The organism is Mesorhizobium sp. B2-7-1 (genome assembly GCF_006440735.1).
Taxonomy (GTDB): Bacteria; Pseudomonadota; Alphaproteobacteria; order Rhizobiales; family Rhizobiaceae; genus Mesorhizobium.
This window is the reverse complement of the sequence record NZ_VFUA01000092.1, coordinates 1-19,026: the sequence shown is the minus strand read 5'-3', so window position 1 is coordinate 19,026 and position 19,026 is coordinate 1. Positions and strand designations below refer to the sequence as shown.

Genomic DNA, 19,026 nt, shown 5'->3' with positions numbered 1-19,026 from the left:
ACTTTTTGCCGAACTGCGGTCAGTCTTTTTCGAAGATACCGGCCTTGGCGACGACACCGGCAATCGCTCCGCCGATCAGCGGCGCGACGATGAACAGCCAGAGCTGGCTGAGCGCGGCACCCCCTGAAAACAGCGCCGGGCCGATCGAGCGCGCCGGATTGACCGAGGTTCCGGTCACCGGGATCATGGCGAAGTGGATGCCCGCCAGTGTGAGGCCGATGACCAGGCCGGCAAAGGCAGTGGTGTGCTTGGCGTTGGTGACGCCGAGAATCACGGTGACGAAGGTGAAGGTGCCGATCAGCTCCCACAGGAAGGCCGAGCTCATGCCCCATTTCGTTTCGTCCCAGCCATTGGCGCCGAAGCCCCCGGTATGACCCCCGGCCTGGCCGGATACAATGATCCACAGCGCCAGCGAGGCGATGATGGCGCCGATGACCTGTGCGATCCAGTAGGGGACGACATCCTTGGCGGGCATCCGCCCCGCCAGGAACACGCCGAGCGTCACCGCCGGGTTGAGATGCGCGCCCGAGATCGGGCCGATCGCATAGGCCGCGGCGATCAGGCCGATGCCGAACGCCAGGCCGATGCCTTCCTGTCCGAGCGGCAGCGCGCCGCCGAAACCGCCCGTGACCACGGAGGCCGTGCCGATGAACACCAACAAAAACGTGCCGAGAACTTCCGCCAGATAAGTCTTCATTGCCCTCTCCTCATAGGATCCGCCAGACCACGCTTTTGCGCGCCGCGAATCACTGCCGGAAGAGTATTCCGGCGGACAACACTTGGAAAGCCGAGAGGTTAAGCCGGCAGGCTTGCTTGTGCATGCCAGTCAAAGACATTAGAGACCTTTCATATTCTGGTCGATTGTTCCTATTTTCTGGCTGCGTCGCTCGCGATGGAAAAACCGTTCGGCGAAATCGCCCGGTTTTGAAAACGTGGTTTCACAGCCAGCGCGAACAGAACTCTTTCAATCCAGGCCTGAAACGCTTTAAGAGCGGGCTGGAGCCGATTTTGTGGTGTAGACGGAAAACGGGATGCGATTGGGCGGAAGGCTGGCAGCGGCCATAGAAGTTCTGGAAGACATCGGCCGGCGTCACCGGCCGGTGGCCGACGCCTTGCGCGATTGGGGTCTGTCGCATCGCTTTGCCGGCGGCGGCGATCGCGCGGCGATCGGCAACATCGTCTATGACGCGCTGCGCCGCAAACGCTCGGCCGGCTGGCTGTTCGGCGAGGAAACCCCGCGCGCCATCGGCTTCGGCGCGCTTCTGTTGGAATGGGGCCAGACGGCGCAGTCGCTGAACGATGCGCTGGACGGTGACAAATTCGCGCCGCCACTGCTCAGCGCGGGCGAGTTGAAGGCGGCGGCCGAGCGCCGGCTTGGCGAGGCCCCCGATGCTGTGCGGGCGGATGTCCCGGACTGGTGCGCGCCCTTGCTCGAGCAAGCCTATGGCGGCGCCTGGGTCAAGGAAGGCGCGGCGCTCGCCCAGCGTCCGCCGCTGGATCTCAGGGTCAACACGCTCCAGGCGGATCGCGCCAAGGTGCTGGCCGAACTCCAGGGCACGGGTGCCGCGCCTGCAGCGATCGCGCCGCACGGTATCCGCATCCCGCCGATCGACGGCGACGGCAGGCACCCGAACGTGCAGGCGGAGCCCGCCTTCCAGAAAGGCTGGTTCGAGGTGCAGGACGAGGGCTCGCAGCTTGCCGCCGCCCTTGCCGGTGCCGAGCCCGGCATGCAGGTGCTCGACTATTGCGCCGGCGCCGGCGGCAAGACGCTGGCGCTGTCGGCCGAGATGGACAATCGCGGCCAGCTCTTCGCCCATGACGCGGAAAAGGTGCGGCTGGCGCCGATCTTCGAGCGCATCCGCCGCTCGCACAACCGCAACGTCCAGGTCGTCAGCAAGCCCGCGGAGCTCGCGCCGCTCACCAATCACATGGATATCGTGCTGATCGACGCGCCCTGCACCGGCAGTGGCACCTGGCGGCGGCGGCCCGACGCCAAATGGCGGCTGACCGAAAGGCAGCTCGATGCCCGAAAGGGCGAGCAGCAGGCGATCCTCGATACCGCGCAGGCCTTCGTCAAGCCGGGCGGCTTGCTGGTCTACATCACCTGTTCGGTGTTCGACGCCGAGAACGGCGAACAGGTCGCTGCCTTCCGCGAGCGCCATCAAGGCTTTGCGCCGGTCGACCATCGCCAGCTCTGGGATGGCCGATTCCCCGACCATCAGGCGGCTGTACGTGTCGGCGAGGGCGGCGGCATCTCGCTGTCCCCGGCGCTGAGCGGCACCGACGGTTTCTACTTTCATGCCTTGCGCAGGGTCGCTTGAGGACAGTCGGTCTTTTGCTGCGCTGCAACATAAAAGATTGCCTGTCTTGCCGGGCTCTGCAATAAGCTTCGCCAGCAAATATGAGGCGAAGTGCCATGGCAGCAGCCAAGATCGTACCCGCTCCCGACTTCGAGGAACGCGTCAGGACCTCTTTTGCCCGGCAAAAAGCCATGGCCACCATCGGCGCAGAACTGACTTTGGTGACGCCCGGCATCATCGAGATCGAGATGCCTTATTCCGCCTCTCTCACCCAGCAGCACGGCTTCCTGCATGCCGGCGTCATCTCGACCGCGTTGGACTCCGCCTGCGGCTATGCCGCCTTTTCGCTGATGCCGCAGAATTCCAGCGTGCTGACCATCGAGTTCAAGGTCAACCTGCTCGCGCCGGGCCGGGGCGAGCGCTTCCTGTTCCGCGGCTCGGTGACCAAGCCCGGCCGCACCATCATCGTCGCCGACGGGCAGGCCTACGCCTTCGCCGCCGATGGCGAGGCGAAGCTGATCGCCACCATGACCGGCACCATGATGACGGTGGTCGGCCGCGATGGGATCGAGGGGTGATCCGATGAACAATGCGGTTCGGATCGCAGGCAAGTCCGTCCTCTTCGTCATGGCGGTCGAGGCTGAATACGGCCCGCACTTGAAAAACCTGTTCACGCCGCTGATGACCGGCGTCGGTCCGGTCGAAGCGGGTGTCAGGCTGGGCGCCGAGCTTGCGGCGTTGAAGGCCGAGGGGGCGCTTCCAGACCTCATTGTTTCGCTGGGATCGGCCGGCAGCCGCAAGCTGGAACAGGCCGAGATCTACCAGGCCGTGTCGGTGAGCTATCGCGACATGGATGCTTCGCCGCTCGGCTTCGAGAAGGGCGCGACGCCGTTCCTCGACCTGCCGGTGACGGTGCCGCTGCCTTTCGTCATCCCGGGCATCAAGACGGCTGCGCTCTCGACCGGTGGCGCGATCATTTCCGGCACCGCCTATGACGCCATCGATGCCGACATGGTCGACATGGAGACCTTCGCCTGCTTGCGCGCCTGCCAACTGTTCGGCGTGCCGCTGATCGGGCTCCGCGGCATTTCCGACGGCGCGGCCGATCTCAGGCACGTCAACGACTGGACCGAATATCTGCACGTCATCGACGAGAAGCTCGCCGCGGCTATCGGCTCGCTGGAGCAGGCGATCGCCGGCGGCCTGCTTGGTGGCTGACCGCCGATCGGATCAAGCAGCCAGGCGCTGCGGATCGCCGAAATCGATGCGCGAAATGCGCCCACGAGAGGCGCCTGTCGCGTCGATGTAGTCGATTGCTCCCGGTGTGTGATCGAGTTTCCACGCGCCGGTCGGGCCATCCTTCCATTCGACCTTGTAGCCGGCTTCCAGCAGCGTCCAGGTCCCGTGAAAGCGTGTGCCGTCCGGCAAGAGCATGTGCGCCCGATCGTCAGCTTCATAGTGGATGAAGGCGTTCTTGCCGCCCATGTCGATGACATGCGTGGTTCCGACCATGATAATGGCCAGCGTGTCCCTGTTCAGTATCGTCATTGTCCCTGTCCATGGTTCGCGTTTCGAAAGAGCCTCGACGGCATGGGTGTAGTCAAGTATCTTGACTATATGGAGCTTGGATTAAATGGTCAATAAGCTTGACGAAAAATCCGTCGCGTTGCCCGATCACGTCGGTTGGCGGCTGTGGCAGGCGAGCCGTGCCTGGCAGGCGGAATTTGCCGCCGCCATGCGGGCAGCCGGCCACGCCTGGTTCAGCGAGGCGCGCGCCGGGCTGCTCGGCCACATCCCCCGCAACGGCACGCGTCAGTCGGCATTGATCGAGCGCGCGGCCACCTCCAAGCAGGCGGTTCAGCAATTGCTCGACGGACTGGAGGAGGAAGGCGTGATCGAGCGGCTTCCCGACCCGCGGGACGGGCGCGGCAAGCTCGTGCGCTATACGTCAAAGGGTCTGGATGCCTTGCGCGACGGCGACCGCATCAAGCTTGAGATCGAGCGCGGTTACATCGTCCGTATCGGCGAACGGCGGTTCGCGGCGCTTATGGACGCCTTGCGCGCACTCGACGCAGGGCAGGGCGACGAGCCGGAAACGGCGGCCCGTCCTCGAGACGAAACCTCGGAATCGAAGTGAGCGGCGCGACCTCGCGACCCATTGCGCCGACTCGTTTCTTTCTCTAAAGGCTCGCCATGACGACAGCCAATCATCCCAGCGCCGTTCTGCCCGACACTGTCCTGATCATCGATTTCGGCAGCCAGTTCACGCAGCTCATCGCCCGCCGCATCCGCGAGAGCGGCGTCTTTTCCGAGATCGTGCCGTTCCAATCGGCCGAAGCCGCCTTCAAGCGCATCAACCCCAAAGCGGTGATCCTGTCGGGCGGCCCGGCCTCGACCACCGACATAGGCAGCCCGCGCGCGCCGCAGATCGTCTTCGACGCCGGCGTGCCGGTGCTCGGCATCTGCTACGGCCAGATGGCGCTCTGCGTGCAGATGGGCGGCGTCGCCGAAAGCTCCAACCATCGCGAGTTCGGCCGCGCCTTCGTCGAGATCGAGAAGGAGAGCCCGCTGTTCGAAGGACTGTGGGCGCCCGGCCAGCGCCACCAGGTGTGGATGAGCCATGGCGACCGCGTCATCGAACTGCCGCCGGGCTTCAAGGTGCTCGGCAAGTCGGAAAGTTCGCCCTTCGCCATCTTCGGCGATATCGAGCGCAAGATGTACGGCATCATGTTCCATCCGGAAGTGGTGCATACGCCGGACGGCGCCAGGCTCTTGAGAAACTTCGTCCACAACATCGCCGGCATCGAGGGCGACTGGACGATGCGCGCCTACCGCGAGCACGCCGTCGAAACGATCCGCAAACAGGTGGGCAAGGGCAAGGTCATCTGCGCGCTCTCGGGCGGCGTGGACTCCTCCGTCGCAGCGCTGCTGATCCATGAAGCGATAGGCGACCAGCTGACCTGCATCCTCGTCGACCATGGCCTGATGCGCAAGGACGAGGCCAAAGGCGTGGTGGAGATGTTCCGCCAGCACTACAATCTGCCGTTGATCCTGGTCGACGCCTCCGATCGCTTCATCTCGGCGCTGGAAGGCGAGGCCGATCCCGAGAAGAAGCGTAAGACCATCGGCCGCCTGTTCATCGAAGTGTTCGAGGATGAGGCGAAGAAGCTCGGCGGCGCCGATTTCCTGGCGCAGGGCACGCTCTATCCCGACGTCATCGAAAGCGTCTCCTTCTCCGGCGGCCCGTCGGTGACGATCAAGTCGCACCACAATGTCGGCGGCCTGCCCGAGCGCATGAACATGAAGCTGGTCGAGCCGCTGCGCGAACTGTTCAAGGACGAGGTGAGGGCGCTCGGCAAGGAGCTCGGCCTGCCCGAAAGCTTCATCGGCCGCCATCCCTTCCCAGGCCCGGGCCTTGCCATCCGCTGCCCGGGCGGCATCACCCGCGAGAAGCTGGAAATCCTGCGCGAGGCCGACGCCATCTACCTCGACGAGATCCGCAAGGCCGGCCTCTACGACGCCATCTGGCAGGCCTTCGCGGTGCTGCTGCCGGTGCAGACGGTGGGCGTGATGGGCGACGGCCGCACCTATGAATTCGTCTGCGCGCTGCGCGCCGTGACCTCGGTCGACGGCATGACGGCCGATTTCTACCACTACGACATGAACTTCCTGGGCGCGGCCGCCACCCGCATCATCAACGAGGTCAAGGGCATCAACCGCGTCGTCTACGACGTGACGTCGAAGCCGCCCGGCACGATCGAGTGGGAATGATTCAAACCCACTCCAACGCCGCCGGAAATACTCTAACATGCGATGTAACGTACTGAAAACAAAAATAAATCCGTTCGGCGTCAATCGGCGACAATCGGTGCGCAGAGATTCGCGGTGGCGGACCGCTTGACGGCCCTTCCGCGTATTGCTCGCTCGGATTTTCCAAAGTACCGTCTGTCCCCATGAGGCTCGTGACGGTACTTTTTTGCCTGTAAAGCATTGAGAATAAAGGAGAGTTCCTGCCACGAAGCCCGAAACTGTACTGACGGTACTTTTTCAGGAGGCAATTGGAATGTTGACAGATGCCGCCCTTAAGGCTCTGAAACCAAGAGAGAAAATGTACAAAATTGCGGACCGGGACGGCATGTATGTTCGCGTCATGCCTAGCGGCGCAATCTCGTTTCGACTGGACTACAGGCTCAACGGACGCCGCGAGACGGTCTATTTAGGCAGATATGGACGAGACGGAATCTCGCTTGCTCTGGCCCGAGAGAAGTACCTCGACGCGAAGCGCGCGCCGTTAGGGAGGGACGATCGCCGGCAATCGAGAAGCAGCGCGCGAAACGTCGTCTAAAGGAGGCGAAGAGTTTCGGCGAGTTCGGCGAGAAATGGCTCAGTGCCGCTCCAATGGCCGACAGCACCCGAGCCATGCGCCGTTCCATCTTCGATCGCGAGCTTCTTCCAGTCTGGCGCAATCGCCTCCTGACGGAGATTACACCCGCGGATCTACGAGCCCACTGCAGCAGCATCGTTGAACGTGGCGCACCGGCCACCGCCATCCACGTACGGGACCCCGGTTGGCCTTTGCGGGTGATCGTGCACAAGGACCTCGTATTCCGCTAGCGGAATACAAGATCATATGCCGCCCTGAACATCGCGACCGCTAAAGTCAACCTCTACATCACCTGGAAACGGACGTTCAGCCTCGCACGCCGCCAAGTGGAAAGCGGCGATGCGCAGCTGACAAACAGACATCAACTTCACAAAGAGTTGCCCCGCGATGTCGTTTCTTGATCGACCAAGGACTGGATCACAAGCCTTCCGATCTTGCTATGCAGAAAATCCTGCCGCGCGACCAAGAAATATCCTCGCTCGGATGAGATCGGTTCTGAATCCATTGCAATCAGAAGCCCATTCTCGATCATCTCGTCGATCACGCCGCTCCAGCCCAGCCCAATTCCGTACCCCATCAAAGTCTGATGAATGGCAATGCCATGGTTGGTCACCGTGATGCCGGCATTGATATTCTGACTGTCCGGCGACTTTAGGTCCCGCCAGTCCGACCAAGTGAACCAGCGCTGTTCTCGATCCTCAAGGTGGATCAAAGGCCCCTGAGCGAGCATTTCGGCGCGAGAAACGCCGGCAAGGCGCGAAGCGAGAGCGGGCGCTGCCACCGGAACCACAATTTCCTGCATCAGCAAGCGGCTTTCGTACCCTGACCAATCGCCGCTGCCAAAAAGAATAGCGCAGTCCACCTCCTCCAACGGGATATCTTGGTCGCGTTCTGCCGTCGTTACCCTGACAGCCAGATCGGGATAGAGGCGCCTGACTCTCTCCAGACGCGCCATCAGCCAGAACATGGCAATGCCCGGATAGGTCGCGAGCGTCAGGGCATCCTGTCGATTATTCCTTCGGAGCTTGGCGCTCGCCCTGGCGATATCCGAGAGGCCGTTCGCTATCGTCTGGTAGTACGACAGCGCCTCGGCAGTTGGCACCGTGAGCGAGCCCTTCCTTTCGAACAGCTGGACGTTGAGGTCTCTTTCCAGAGCATGAATCTGGTGACTGATGGCGGGTTGGCCGACATTCAGCTCTCTTGCCGCCCGGGTAAAGTTCCCGAGCCGGATACAGGCCTCGAAAACACGCAACGATTTCAAAGGCGGTAAATCATGCATTCCGGAGCAGCCACTTTGCCTGTCGATGCCGAACGACAATGTGAAGAATAGCAGTCATCATCAAAAAAAGTAATGCACCGATGAATCTTATCTGCCTGTCCATGCCTCAAGCCGGGTGAGAAAAACAGTTTGGGAGAACGGGAACGGAGTCGGCGCGGCCTCGGCCATCGCCGGCTTGGAGGAAAGCTTTCATAGACGAAAGCTGGCGCTGTTCTCGATAGCTGTTTGAGGAGGCGGTGGTCGTCAAACAGCGAAGTCTGCATCAACCGCTTGGGAGGAAGAAATGAAATACAGACACATTGTTGCATGCCTCGCCGGTACAACCCTTGGCCTTCTGTCGATGGCATCGGCATCGTTTGCGGCCGGATGTGGCGAAGTGACGATCGCCACGATGAACTGGCAATCCGCTGACGTGGCGGCCAGTCTCGACAAATTCATCTTGGAGAAGGGCTACGGCTGTTCCGCTGAAGTCGTTTCGGGCGACACTGTACCAACCCTGACCTCGCTCGCCGGCAAGGGGCAACCGGATATCGTTCCCGAGGCCTGGGTCAGCCTGCAGCCGGAACTGGTCAAAAGCGCTCTGGACGGAGGCAAGGCGATAGCCGCATCGAAAATCCTTTCCGACGGGGCGATCCAAGGTTGGTGGATTCCGCAATACGTCGCCGAGGCACATCCTGACATCAAGACGATCCCGGACCTTTTCAAGCATCCCGAACTCTTTCCCGCTCCGGAGGACAAGAGCAAGGGTGCCGTCTACAATGGTCCGCAAGGCTGGGGCGGTACGGTCGTAACCACGCAGCTCTTCAAGGCGTTTGGCGGAGAGAAAGCCGGTTTCACGCTGATCGACACCGGATCCGCGGCCGGGCTCGATGGCTCGATCGCGAAAGCCTACGAGGCCAAGCAGCCCTGGGTCGGCTACTATTGGGCTCCGACGTCCCTCCTCGGCAAGTACCCGATGGTCAAGCTCGGGTATGGGGTCGACTATGATGCAGCTGAATGGAAGCGCTGCACATCGATCGGCGACTGCCCCGACCCAAAGCCGAATGCATGGCCTGCAGATGACGTGCAGACGCTTGTCAGCAAGACTTTCGCCGATCGCGCCGGTCCGGCAATCATGGACTATCTGAACAAGCGCGCATGGTCGAACGATACCGTCAACAAGCTGATCGCCTGGATGACGGACAATCAGGCGACCGGCGAGGACGGCGCCAAGCACTTCCTCAAAAACAATGAGGACATCTGGAAAACCTGGGTTTCTCCCGAGGCGGCCGAAAAGATCAAGGCCTCCCTCTAACTGCCCGCGCAAGCGGTAGAGGGCGGCATCGCTGAGCTGGCGCCGCCCCGCCTTTCCACGGGGAAACTGGGAATGGATTCGTTCTGGAAATTTCCGACGATGGACGCAGATACGCTGCGTCTCTTGAAGAAGAATATCGATGAAGGCTTCCGTGCATTCACACGCGCCTACGGCGACAGCATAGAGAGCCTTTTCAACCCGCTTCAGAGCTTCCTCATCTGGGCTGAACGCCTGCTCCTCGCAACCCCATGGCCGGTCGTGATTGCGGCGGTCGCGGTCATTGCCTGGATCGCAAGTCGGAGCATGAAGATTGTCGCAGGATGTGTCGTGACGCTTCTGGTCATCGGCTGGTTCGATATGTGGGACGACACGATGAAGACGGTGTCGATGATCTTCGTCTGCACCGTGCTTGCAATCGTGATCGGAATACCGATCGGGATCGGAATGGCCCGTTCGAACCGGTTGCAGCGCATCGTCAATCCGGTACTCGACGTCATGCAGACAATGCCCAGCTTCGTTTACCTCATCCCCGTCGTCATGTTGCTGGGGATCGGCCGTGTGCCCGGCGTCATTGCGGTCGTTATCTACGCTGTTCCGCCGATGATACGTCTTACCAATCTCGGAATCCGTATGGTCGACAAGGATGTGCTGGAGGCGGCGGATGCCTTCGGCTCATCGAGCTGGCAGAAGCTGCGCAATGTCCAACTCCCGCTTGCGCTGCCCACGATTATGGCAGGCGTCAACCAAACGATCATGATGGCGCTTTCCATGGTGGTGATCGCTTCGATGATCGGCGTGCAGGGGCTCGGCCAGCCGGTGCTCAAGGCAATCGCCAACCAATATTTCACTCTGGGCGTCTTCAACGGCCTCGCCATTGTCGGCATCGCCATCATCTTCGACCGCATCAGCCAGGCATACGGCAGCCGCCTGCAAAAGCACCGAGAGATCGTCCATGGCTGAAGCGAACCAGCCTGGGATCGAGATCAGGAACCTCTGGAAGGTTTTCGGACCGAATGCCAAAGCCATGGTCCCCTTGCTGGAGCAGGGGACTTCCAAAGCCGAACTGAACGGACGCCACGGCCACGTCCTCGGTCTCAGGAACGTCAACGTCACCATGCCGGCCGGAGCGATACAGGTCATCATGGGCCTTTCCGGCTCCGGCAAATCGACGTTGATCCGCCACATCAACAGACTGGTCGACCCCACCGCGGGCGAGATCCTGGTTGGCGACGAAGACGTCGTGCAAATGGGGGCTCATGAACTGCGCGAGTTCAGGCGGCATAAGACAGCGATGGTGTTTCAGAAGTTTGCGCTGCTACCGCACCGCAACGTGCTGGAAAATGTTGTCTACGGGCTGGAGATACAAGGTGTGGCGCGACGCCGGCAAGTCGAGGCGGCCACCCGCTGGATCGACCGTGTGGGTCTTGCCGGCTTCGAAAAGCACTATCCCAACCAATTGTCCGGGGGCATGCAGCAGCGTGTCGGGCTTGCTCGGGCGCTCGCAAACGATGCTCCGATCCTGCTGATGGACGAGGCGTTTTCGGCGCTCGATCCCCTCATTCGCACAGACATGCAGACGGTGCTGCTCGATATCCAGAAGGAAATCAGGAAGACCATCGTCTTCATCACCCACGATCTCGACGAGGCCCTTCGGCTAGGCGACCGAATTACCATTCTGCGCGACGGGGAAGTGGTGCAACAGGGCACCAGCCAAGATATCGTTCTGCGACCCGCAGACGATTACGTCGAGGCTTTCGTCAAGGAGGTAAGCCGGGGCCGCGTCGTCCATGTCGAGGCAGTCATGGCGCCGTTCAATCCGGAGGATCGGTCATTGGCTACCGTGCCAAGGCAAACGACGCTCGATGCCGCCGCTAATGTGCTGATGCAGCATGACTGTGAGCATCTCACCGTGACGGACGAAGCCGGAACGCCGGTCGGCCAGATCAGCCTGCGACAGCTTTTGCGCGCGATCGTGACTCCGGCTGATGACATCGGTTGAACTGACGGCCGTTCTTTGGGCGGCACATCAAGATATCGCGGCCGCGAGGGCAGCGTAACCGCAAGAACCGGCAATCGGAATTCCCGCGCCCGTCGGGACGCAACAGGAGACCTCGATGTTTTCATTTTCACCGACGGCACGTGTTCGACCGTCCCCCTTTTTCGAGGCGGCGGTGGCGGAGGGCATGGTGGCCGCGAACGTCTACAACCGCATGATCATGCCGACGTCCTACGGCGATCCGGAAGGCGAATACTGGCGGCTCATCAACGGGGTTTCACAATGGGATGTTGGCGTGGAACGCCAAGTGCAACTCAAGGGACAGGACGCCGGCCGGCTTGCGCAGATCCTGTCACCGCGCGATCTCTCCACCTGCAAGGTCGGCCAGGGCAAATATGTGCCGCTGTGTAATCATCGCGGTACGATCATCAATGACCCTATCCTGTTAAAGCACGCCGACGATCTCTTCTGGTTTTCAATCGCGGACTGCGACATGTGGCTGTGGGCAAGCGCCGTCGCGGCGGAGCGTGGTCTAAAGGTCGATATTAGCGAACCCGACGTCTCTCCGATGGCTCTTCAGGGACCCAAGGCCGAAGACGTGGTGGCCCACGTCGTCGGCGATTGGGTACGCACGCTCAAGTACTTCTGGTTCAAGGAAACCGAGATTGAAGGCATTCCCGTCGCGGTGCAGCGGTCGGGGTGGTCCAAGCAGGGCGGGTTTGAGATCTACCTGAAGGATGGGACGAAGGGCACGAAGCTCTGGAACATCTTCAAGGAGGCAGGCAAACCCTGGGGGATCGGACCGGGAGCGCCCGCGACGGCCGAGCGCACGGAGAGCGGGCTGGTTTCCGTCGGCGGTGACACCGACGAGGACACCAATCCCTTCGAAGTGCGGCTGGGCAAATATGTGGACCTCGATGTTCCGGACGATGTCGTCGGCATCAAGGCGCTACGCAGGATCAAGGCCGAGGGGCCGAAGCGGCACCAACTGGGTCTCGTGCTCGACGGTGCAACGCCTGCGCCGCTCGGCACGAAACGCGAGGATATCACGCGCGACGGCTCCATGGTCGGTGTGATGACCAATTGCACATGGTCGCCTCGCATGAAGGCGAACATCGGATACGCCCTTATCGCCGCCGGCATGAGGGCAGGCGAGACTGTCATCGTTCACCGCGCCGCCGGTCCGACAGCCGCGCGGCTCGTGGAGCTCCCATTCCTATGAGCACCGAAGCATCCTATCTCCGACCAAGGCCCGCCAACTATGTTCCGCTGACACCCCTTTCATTTCTGGGGCGAACGGCCGAACTCTATCCAGACCGATTGGCGCTTATCGATGGGGATCGACGCTTCACCTGGCAGGAGGTGCGCCAACGCTGCGAGGCTCTGGCCGCCGCCCTCATGGATATCGGTATCAAGCCGGGTGACGTGGTTTCCGTGCTTGCTCCGAATACGGCGGAGATGTTCGAGGCGCAGTTTGCTGTCGCAATGGCCGGCGCCGTTCTTAACACCATCAACATCCGCCTTGATGCCGACACGGTGGCCTATATCCTGGACCATGCGGAAACCCGGGTCCTGCTGCTGGACAGGCAGTTCGCATCGACGGCTGAGGTGGCGTTGCAGCGCACCAGGGGCGGCCGACCGGTCATCATCGATCTCGGCGGGCCGGGAGATGCCCTGCCTGACAGCCTGCGCCATTCGGATCTGGTTCGATCGCCGCCCGCCGGTTTCCACCCGGTGTTCCCGGCCGACGAGTGGCAGACCCTGTGCCTCAACTATACATCCGGTACCAGTGGCAGGCCGAAAGGGGTGCTCTACCATCACCGCGGGGCTTACCTGATGGCGCTCGGTACCATTGCCGGTTGGGGTCTGGCTGGTCATCCGACCTATCTCTACACAGTGCCCATGTTCCACTGCAATGGCTGGGGCCATGCGTGGACCATGACCGCGCTCGCTGCGACAATCGTCTGCTGCCGGCAGATATCGGCCAAGGCCGTTTACGACGCCATCGGCTCATTCGGCGTCACGCATTTCGGCGGTGCCCCGATCGTGCTGGGCATGCTGGTCGAGGCCGCGGAAGCAGAACGGCCGGTGCTTCCTCACAAGGTGCGCGTGATGACGGCGGGGGCCCCTCCACCGGCGGCGATCCTCGAGAAAGTCGAGGCATTGGGCTTCGACGTCATGCAGGTCTACGGCCTCACGGAAACCTACGGCCACGTCGTTCAGTCCATTTGGGAGGAAGAGTGGAACGAAATGGATGTCGCGCAACGCGCGACGATCAAGGCACGCCAGGGCGTGCGTTTCCCGATGATGGAGGCTGCAGAGATCCGGGATGTCGATACGGGAAAACGTCTGCCGAAGGACGGGACCGCGATGGGAGAGATCGTGTTGCGTGGCAACACGATCATGAAAGGCTATCACAAGGATGAAGCGGCTACGGAAGCCGCCTTTGCCGGCGACGTGTTTCATAGCGGCGACGTCGCTGTGCAACATCCCGACGGCTTCCTCGAAATACGCGATCGCTACAAGGACATCATTATCTCCGGCGGGGAGAACATTTCCTCGATCGAAGTGGAATCCGCCTTGTATCGCCACCCCGCCGTCAGCGCCGCTGCTGTCGTGGCCAAGCCCGATGCCAAGTGGGGCGAAACGCCCTGTGCCTTCGTGGAACTGAAGCCGGGGGCGAGCGTCACTGCTGACGAGCTGAACCAATTTTGCCGCCAGCATCTTTCCGGCTTCAAGGTTCCCAAGAGCTACGTCTTCGAGACCTTGCCCAAGACCTCAACGGGAAAGATCGAAAAATACAAACTGCGCGAGAAAGCGAAGACAACACCATGACGAAACCGAACTACATCACCATCGAGACGGACGGCCCGGTGACGATCGTTACGCTGGTGCGCGAGGATCGGCGCAACGCAATCAGCGAAGATATGCTGCTGGAAATCGAAAACGTGTTTCGCGCACCGCCGGAGGGCACACGATCCTTCGTGCTTGCGGCCAAGGGCGACCACTTCTGCGCTGGGCTGGATCTTCGCGAACATTATGACAAGGATCGGTCTCCGATCGAGTTCATGACCATGTGCCAAAAATGGCACCGTGCTTTCGATATCATTCAGTTCAGCGGAATCCCGGTGATTGCCGCCCTGAAGGGAGCGGTCGTCGGTGGAGGGCTCGAGCTGGCAGCGGCCGCCCATGTACGCATCGCCGAAGAAGGAACCTTCTTTGCCCTTCCGGAAGGCCAGCGCGGCATTTTCACGGGCGGCGGGGCGACCGTGCGCGTGGCCCGGATCGTTACCCCGGCGCGCATGGTCGATATGATGCTGTCGGCCCGCACCTACGATGCGCGGCGTGGCCTGGACCTTGGCCTGTGCCACGAAGTGGTGGATGCTGGGCAAGCATTGCCACGCGCCAAGGAATTGGCCGCACAGGTCGCACGTAATCCGCCAACCACCAATTTCGCTATCGTCACCGGCATATCCCGCATCAATGACATGTCCACCACGGACGGCCTGTTTGCGGAGGGCCTGCTCGCAATGGCGGTTCAGACCAATCCGGAGATCAGGGATCGGCTGGAGGCGTTTTTTTCCAAAAAGACCAAGCGCCTCGAACCCGGCACGAGTTGAGGTTCGCGATGACCTATAATCCGCCCATCCCCCAAATCCTTCTGGCGATGCATACTGCCGATCGGTTTGCCGCGACACAGAGGGGGGACCTGTCCCCCGAAGACGTCCAGGCCATCCTATTCGAAGCTGGGCGTTTTGCGAGCGAGCGCATCGCGCCCTTGAATCCGGTTGGCGACCGAACCCCCTCGGCCCTCGACAAAAGCGGAAAGGTGACCACGCCGCCGGGCTGGCGCGAAACCTACCAGGCCTGGCGCGAGGCGGGCTGGAACAGCCTTACAGGACCAACCGAATATGGCGGCCAGGGGCTTCCGATCTCGCTGGCCGCGGCCTGCACCGAGTTCTGGAATTCGTCTTCCATGGCTTTCGCCCTCTGCCCGCTTTTGACTGCTGGCGCCATCGAAGCCATCTCCGAGCACGCCTCTCAGGAGCTCAAGGACCGCTACCTGCCCAAGCTTGTGTCCGGTGAATGGACCGGGACCATGAACCTGACGGAGCCACAGGCCGGTTCCGATCTTTCAAATCTTCGTTGCAAAGCCAAACGGACGGGCGACGGCAGCTACCGCATTACCGGCAACAAGATCTTCATCACCTATGGCGAGCATGATTGCTCGCCGAATATCATACATCTGGTTCTTGCACGGCTGGAGGATGCGCCCGCGGGCACGCGCGGCATTTCCCTGTTCCTGGTTCCGAAGATCCTTCCTGACGGCTCGCACAACGATCTGCGGTGTCTTTCGCTGGAGCACAAACTCGGCATTCACGGCTCGCCCACCTGCGCCATGGCTTATGGCGACAACGGAGGCGCAAGGGGCTGGCTCATCGGCGAGGAGAACCGTGGTCTCAATTGCATGTTCACGATGATGAACAATGCTCGGCTCCTGGTCGGAGCCCAGGGTGTCGCACTCGCGGAGCGGGCGACGCAGGCGGCCTTCGCCTATGCAAGAGAACGTCTCCAGGGCCGCGCCCCGGGCAGAGATGGAAATACAAGCCCTATCATCCTTCATCCCGATGTCAGGCGAATGCTGCTCGAGATGCGAACCCGGACGGCCGCGGCGCGCATGCTGTGCATGGCGACGGCCTCCTCGCTGGACTCGAGCGTGAACGCGCAGACAGAAAAAGAAAGGCACCGCGCCTATGCGCGAGCTTCATTGCTAACGCCTTTGGCCAAGGCGTACTCGACGGATATCGCGGTGGAAGTGACCTCGACCGCCATCCAGGTTCATGGCGGCATGGGCTACGTCGAGGATACCGGCGTCGCGCAATACTACCGCGATGCGCGGATTCTTCCGATCTACGAAGGCACGAATGGCATCCAGGCAATCGACCTCGTCACGCGCAAACTGCTCCTTGGGGGCGGAGAGACGCTGTCCCAGATTATGGAATCTTGTCGCAGGACATTGTCCGGCTTCGATACCTGTTTGCCGGCCATGCAAGCTGTGGCTGACACGGTGGATTTGGCGAAAATGCTCGGCGATGCGCCCGGGGGTTCATTGTCACTCGCGGTTGCCGTGCCATTCCAGCGTGCCTTGGCCAACGTTGTCGCCGGTGCTCATCTGGCTGAAGCCGCAGCGCTTGCACGAGGCGGCGCGCTTGAGACAGAAGCTGCAGTCAACGCAAAGTTTTTCATCGCCGTTGAATTGGTATCGGCAGTTGCTGCGGCGAAGGCGTCATTATCCGGCGCCGATGCGACAGGTTCGGATGACCTTGAATAGTCGGTGCACCTGAGCCGCGCGACTGGCATTATGGCCAGTGACGTATGAAAGCCTCCTAAGTGTTTGGTCTCAGGATGAGGTGACGCGGATCGATCTTGAAGATTGACGGTCTTTCGTCCAGTGATGGCAGATTGCCTCGAAGGGGGGTTCCATCGCAGCGCCTTGAGGTGCTTTGCGAAATTGTAGGCAGCGACGAAGGCGAGGACATGGGCCTTGAGGCCCGCGATCGGAGTAGTGAAAGGTCTTGACCGTCGCGTCCTTGATGGCGGTTCATGCGCTCGGCCTGACCGTTCGTCCAGGGATGATAGGGCTTGATCACCTTGTGCGCGATGCAGTTCTCGATGCAGACGCGATCGAAGTTGGGGACCGAGCAAGGTGCGCGTTGGACCGTTGCGGTTCTTCGGCAGATCGGCGAAGGCCACGCCGTTGTCGGTGAGCACGGTGTGGATCTTGTAGGGGAAGGCTGCCACAACATTGCTGAGGAACTCAGCTCCAACCATCTTGCCCGCCTTGTCCAAGAACTCGGCATAGGTGAACTTGGAGACGCAGTCGATTGCCAGGAACATGTAGAGCTTGCCTCCAGCGTACTGGAACTCGCAGGCGTCGATATGAACATAGCCGATGCTCGTCTCGGCGAACCTGCCGCGCTTGGAAGTCTTCTCCTCACTCTCGGGCAGTCGGGAAATGCCATGACGGACCAGACATCGGTGCAGGTTGGATAGGGTCAGCTTGGGAATGCTGTCCTTCAAACACCCCAGCACATCGTCGAGTGGCAACAGCGTCCTTTTGCGGAACTCGACAACAGCGGCCCCTCGACAGGCGTAAGCACCGAACCCTTAGCGTTGCGCACATGGATTGCAGGCGGGATACGCCAAGGAGCTGCGCATGTTCCTCGATACGATCAATGCCCTGCAGTCCACCAACGATTATGGCCGGAACGCGTTGGAGGTCTCGACCAGAAAGTCGGCTCCGAAAGGTCATCAAGTTCGGCCAGAAGCTCACCGACGATGCAGTATCGATGTTCATCAAATTGATGGGGCGGCTGTTCTCGCAATCCAACAACCGCAAGAAGCAGCGGCATGTGTTCCGGCGTGCAAAATTGGCTCTGACGCACTTTTGGTGATGATTGAACCTAACCAGCGCTGATGACGCGCGCCTGAAGCAGGTCGAGCTTTCCTCGGCCATTCCTAGATACACCATCAAGCACGCCGTGTGGTAGCGGCGGGTTTCTTCACGGCGCGCATAGAGTGCGAAAGTGCCCGGGTCGACGCCGATCTGTTCAGCTACGTACTTTAGCATTGCGCGAGGCGGAGTTTCGTCGGCCGTTAGCACTCTACCTGGATATCGCATCAGACAGAGCTGAATGGCAAAGCCGAGCTGAATGTGCTCTCGCCTTGGCAGTCCAACCTCAAGCCGATCGGCCGACGACAACGAATAGTGTCGGATCAGGCTGTCCTCGTCAGCCGGCACATCGATGAGCTTCAGTCGATCCTGAGACTTGAGAAGCTTGCGTTTACCCATCGCTCGACTCCGTCCACAACCAATCTGCCGGGAGCGTTGTCGAGTCGGGCGGACGAAGAAATCAAATCTGGCCCGATGCGATGGCAATCCACAGGGATCAGATGCCCGCGGTTTTCGCACTACGGCACAGTTCATGCTTCGTTCTCCGTTAGCGGCCTTTATCAACCAAAGACAGCATTGTCGTTGAAATACCTGGCTTTGCATGCGATTCTTCGGCTTCGCCCGAGGAGACGCAAATGCCTGTTACAATGATCGAAACGCTGTCCGGCATCTGCACCGTCGAGGAGACGGTTGCAGCCTTCCGCGAAGAGGAACATTGCCGCAGATTGCTGGAAGGCATGGTATGGCCGGATGGTCGGGTCTGTCCGGCCTGCGGCTACAAGCGTTCGATCGCGATTGCCGGTTCCAGTTCACAGTGACAACGCACACGCCTCTGCATTCGACAAAGCTTCCCCTGCGTGTTTGGCGGCTCGAACTCCTATCAGGCCATGTATGCCAAGGCCGCCGAAGCCTATGCCGCCAAGCTCGGCCTCGACTCCGAGGCCGGTTGGCACAAATATCGCGCCGTCACTCACGGCGAGCGGTGAAACGACAAGATCGTCGGTCATAAGATAATCAGCCGCATAGAAATCGCTGCCGTATTTGATTGCAGGCGACGAGCACGCAAAATGCAGGCTTGCTGCGAGACCAATGCCAGACACCCACATGGCACCGGCGTAACAGGGAATCCCAGCGGCTTCGCACATGCCAGCCACTTTCTGGGAACGCAGAATCCGCCCATCTTGGCAATCTTGATGGAGATAATATCGGCCGCTTGACGCTTGGCGACCTGCCGCCATTGCGTCGAGGTCGAAGCCTTTGAACGGCTGTTCGATGAAAGTTGGCTTGAAGGCCTCCAACTGCCTGCAGAGCCGCGTCAT

General features: G+C 61.0%; 17 protein-coding genes and 4 pseudogenes. 15 read left to right on the top strand and 6 right to left on the bottom strand.

What is annotated here, in order from left to right; all coding sequences use genetic code 11:
• Positions 1-19: 19 nt before the first annotated feature.
• Positions 20-697: an MIP family channel protein gene (locus tag FJ471_RS26360; RefSeq protein ID WP_140643940.1), complete on the bottom strand. Its 678-nt coding sequence runs from the start codon at positions 695-697 to the stop codon at positions 20-22.
• 334 nt (positions 698-1,031) lie between these two features.
• Here FJ471_RS26360 and FJ471_RS26355 point away from each other — a divergent pair, with 334 nt between their 5' ends.
• From FJ471_RS26355 to FJ471_RS26345, 3 genes are all read left to right on the top strand, one after another.
• Positions 1,032-2,321, top strand: coding sequence for an RsmB/NOP family class I SAM-dependent RNA methyltransferase (locus tag FJ471_RS26355; protein ID WP_140807652.1), 1,290 nt, complete (start codon positions 1,032-1,034; stop codon positions 2,319-2,321).
• A 95-nt stretch (positions 2,322-2,416) separates the two neighbouring features.
• Entirely contained in the window at positions 2,417-2,878 is a 462-nt protein-coding gene (locus FJ471_RS26350) for a PaaI family thioesterase (RefSeq protein WP_140807651.1), read from the top strand.
• Positions 2,879-2,882: 4 nt separating this feature from the next.
• The gene (locus FJ471_RS26345) at positions 2,883-3,518 is read left to right on the top strand and encodes a 5'-methylthioadenosine/S-adenosylhomocysteine nucleosidase (RefSeq protein ID WP_140807650.1); all 636 of its coding nucleotides are present in this window, start codon (positions 2,883-2,885) and stop codon (positions 3,516-3,518) included.
• Between the two features lie 12 nt (positions 3,519-3,530).
• Here the strand turns inward: FJ471_RS26345 and FJ471_RS26340 are convergent, their stop codons facing one another.
• Complete coding sequence (locus FJ471_RS26340) at positions 3,531-3,848, bottom strand: hypothetical protein (RefSeq protein ID WP_140807649.1); 318 nt, start codon at positions 3,846-3,848, stop codon at positions 3,531-3,533.
• 118 nt (positions 3,849-3,966) lie between these two features.
• Here FJ471_RS26340 and FJ471_RS26335 point away from each other — a divergent pair, with 118 nt between their 5' ends.
• The 3 genes and pseudogenes from FJ471_RS26335 to FJ471_RS26325 all read left to right on the top strand — a co-directional run.
• Positions 3,967-4,437, top strand: a complete 471-nt coding sequence (locus tag FJ471_RS26335; RefSeq protein ID WP_246684838.1) for a MarR family winged helix-turn-helix transcriptional regulator — start codon at positions 3,967-3,969, stop codon at positions 4,435-4,437.
• Positions 4,438-4,493: 56 nt separating this feature from the next.
• Positions 4,494-6,071, top strand: a complete 1,578-nt coding sequence (gene guaA / locus FJ471_RS26330; protein WP_140807647.1) for a glutamine-hydrolyzing GMP synthase — start codon at positions 4,494-4,496, stop codon at positions 6,069-6,071.
• Between the two features lie 292 nt (positions 6,072-6,363).
• Positions 6,364-6,863 (top strand): annotated as a pseudogene (locus FJ471_RS26325) (Arm DNA-binding domain-containing protein); the annotation flags it as partial.
• 188 nt (positions 6,864-7,051) lie between these two features.
• On the opposite strand, the gene FJ471_RS26320 reads toward FJ471_RS26325, so the two are convergent.
• A complete protein-coding gene (locus FJ471_RS26320) occupies positions 7,052-7,963 on the bottom strand; it encodes a LysR substrate-binding domain-containing protein (RefSeq protein WP_140807646.1) in 912 nt (303 codons plus the stop codon).
• A 340-nt stretch (positions 7,964-8,303) separates the two neighbouring features.
• Here FJ471_RS26320 and FJ471_RS26315 point away from each other — a divergent pair, with 340 nt between their 5' ends.
• The 7 genes from FJ471_RS26315 (at position 8,304) to FJ471_RS26285 (ending at position 16,585) form a co-directional block, all read left to right on the top strand.
• Positions 8,304-9,257, top strand: a complete 954-nt coding sequence (locus tag FJ471_RS26315) for an ABC transporter substrate-binding protein (protein ID WP_140807661.1) — start codon at positions 8,304-8,306, stop codon at positions 9,255-9,257.
• Positions 9,258-9,329: 72 nt separating this feature from the next.
• A complete protein-coding gene (locus tag FJ471_RS26310; RefSeq protein WP_140756804.1) occupies positions 9,330-10,217 on the top strand; it encodes a proline/glycine betaine ABC transporter permease in 888 nt (295 codons plus the stop codon).
• Complete coding sequence (locus FJ471_RS26305; RefSeq protein ID WP_140807645.1) at positions 10,210-11,256, top strand: glycine betaine/L-proline ABC transporter ATP-binding protein; 1,047 nt, start codon at positions 10,210-10,212, stop codon at positions 11,254-11,256. Before FJ471_RS26310 ends, FJ471_RS26305 begins: the two co-directional genes overlap by 8 nt.
• Before the next feature lie 115 nt (positions 11,257-11,371).
• Positions 11,372-12,475, top strand: coding sequence for a glycine cleavage T C-terminal barrel domain-containing protein (locus FJ471_RS26300; RefSeq protein WP_140807644.1), 1,104 nt, complete (start codon positions 11,372-11,374; stop codon positions 12,473-12,475).
• Positions 12,472-14,088 (top strand): AMP-binding protein, encoded by a 1,617-nt coding sequence (locus FJ471_RS26295; protein WP_140807643.1) that lies wholly within the window; start codon positions 12,472-12,474, stop codon positions 14,086-14,088. The genes FJ471_RS26300 and FJ471_RS26295 overlap by 4 nt, the downstream gene beginning before the upstream one ends.
• On the top strand, positions 14,085-14,873 hold the full coding sequence (locus FJ471_RS26290; protein WP_140807642.1) for a crotonase/enoyl-CoA hydratase family protein: 789 nt from the start codon (positions 14,085-14,087) through the stop codon (positions 14,871-14,873). The genes FJ471_RS26295 and FJ471_RS26290 overlap by 4 nt, the downstream gene beginning before the upstream one ends.
• An 8-nt stretch (positions 14,874-14,881) precedes the next feature.
• The gene (locus FJ471_RS26285; protein WP_140807641.1) at positions 14,882-16,585 is read left to right on the top strand and encodes an acyl-CoA dehydrogenase family protein; all 1,704 of its coding nucleotides are present in this window, start codon (positions 14,882-14,884) and stop codon (positions 16,583-16,585) included.
• A 55-nt stretch (positions 16,586-16,640) separates the two neighbouring features.
• Here the strand turns inward: FJ471_RS26285 and FJ471_RS26280 are convergent.
• Positions 16,641-17,394 (bottom strand): annotated as a pseudogene (locus FJ471_RS26280) (IS481 family transposase); the annotation flags it as partial.
• 76 nt (positions 17,395-17,470) lie between these two features.
• On the opposite strand from FJ471_RS26280, the gene FJ471_RS26275 reads away from it, so the two are divergent.
• Complete coding sequence (locus FJ471_RS26275; RefSeq protein WP_181179742.1) at positions 17,471-17,731, top strand: hypothetical protein; 261 nt, start codon at positions 17,471-17,473, stop codon at positions 17,729-17,731.
• A gap of 42 nt (positions 17,732-17,773) precedes the next feature.
• Here the strand turns inward: FJ471_RS26275 and FJ471_RS26270 are convergent.
• A pseudogene (locus FJ471_RS26270) lies at positions 17,774-18,106 on the bottom strand (DUF4158 domain-containing protein); the annotation flags it as partial.
• 236 nt (positions 18,107-18,342) lie between these two features.
• Between FJ471_RS26270 and FJ471_RS26265 the strand changes: the two are divergent.
• Positions 18,343-18,572 (top strand): annotated as a pseudogene (locus tag FJ471_RS26265) (transposase); the annotation flags it as partial.
• Here FJ471_RS26265 and FJ471_RS26260 read toward each other — a convergent pair.
• Positions 18,517-18,945 carry an enolase C-terminal domain-like protein gene (locus FJ471_RS26260; RefSeq protein WP_281408544.1) on the bottom strand — a complete coding sequence of 143 codons (429 nt, stop codon included), beginning with the start codon at positions 18,943-18,945 and terminating at the stop codon, positions 18,517-18,519. The pseudogene FJ471_RS26265 and the gene FJ471_RS26260 sit on opposite strands and share 56 nt — an antisense overlap.
• Between the last annotated feature and the right edge of the window lie 81 nt (positions 18,946-19,026).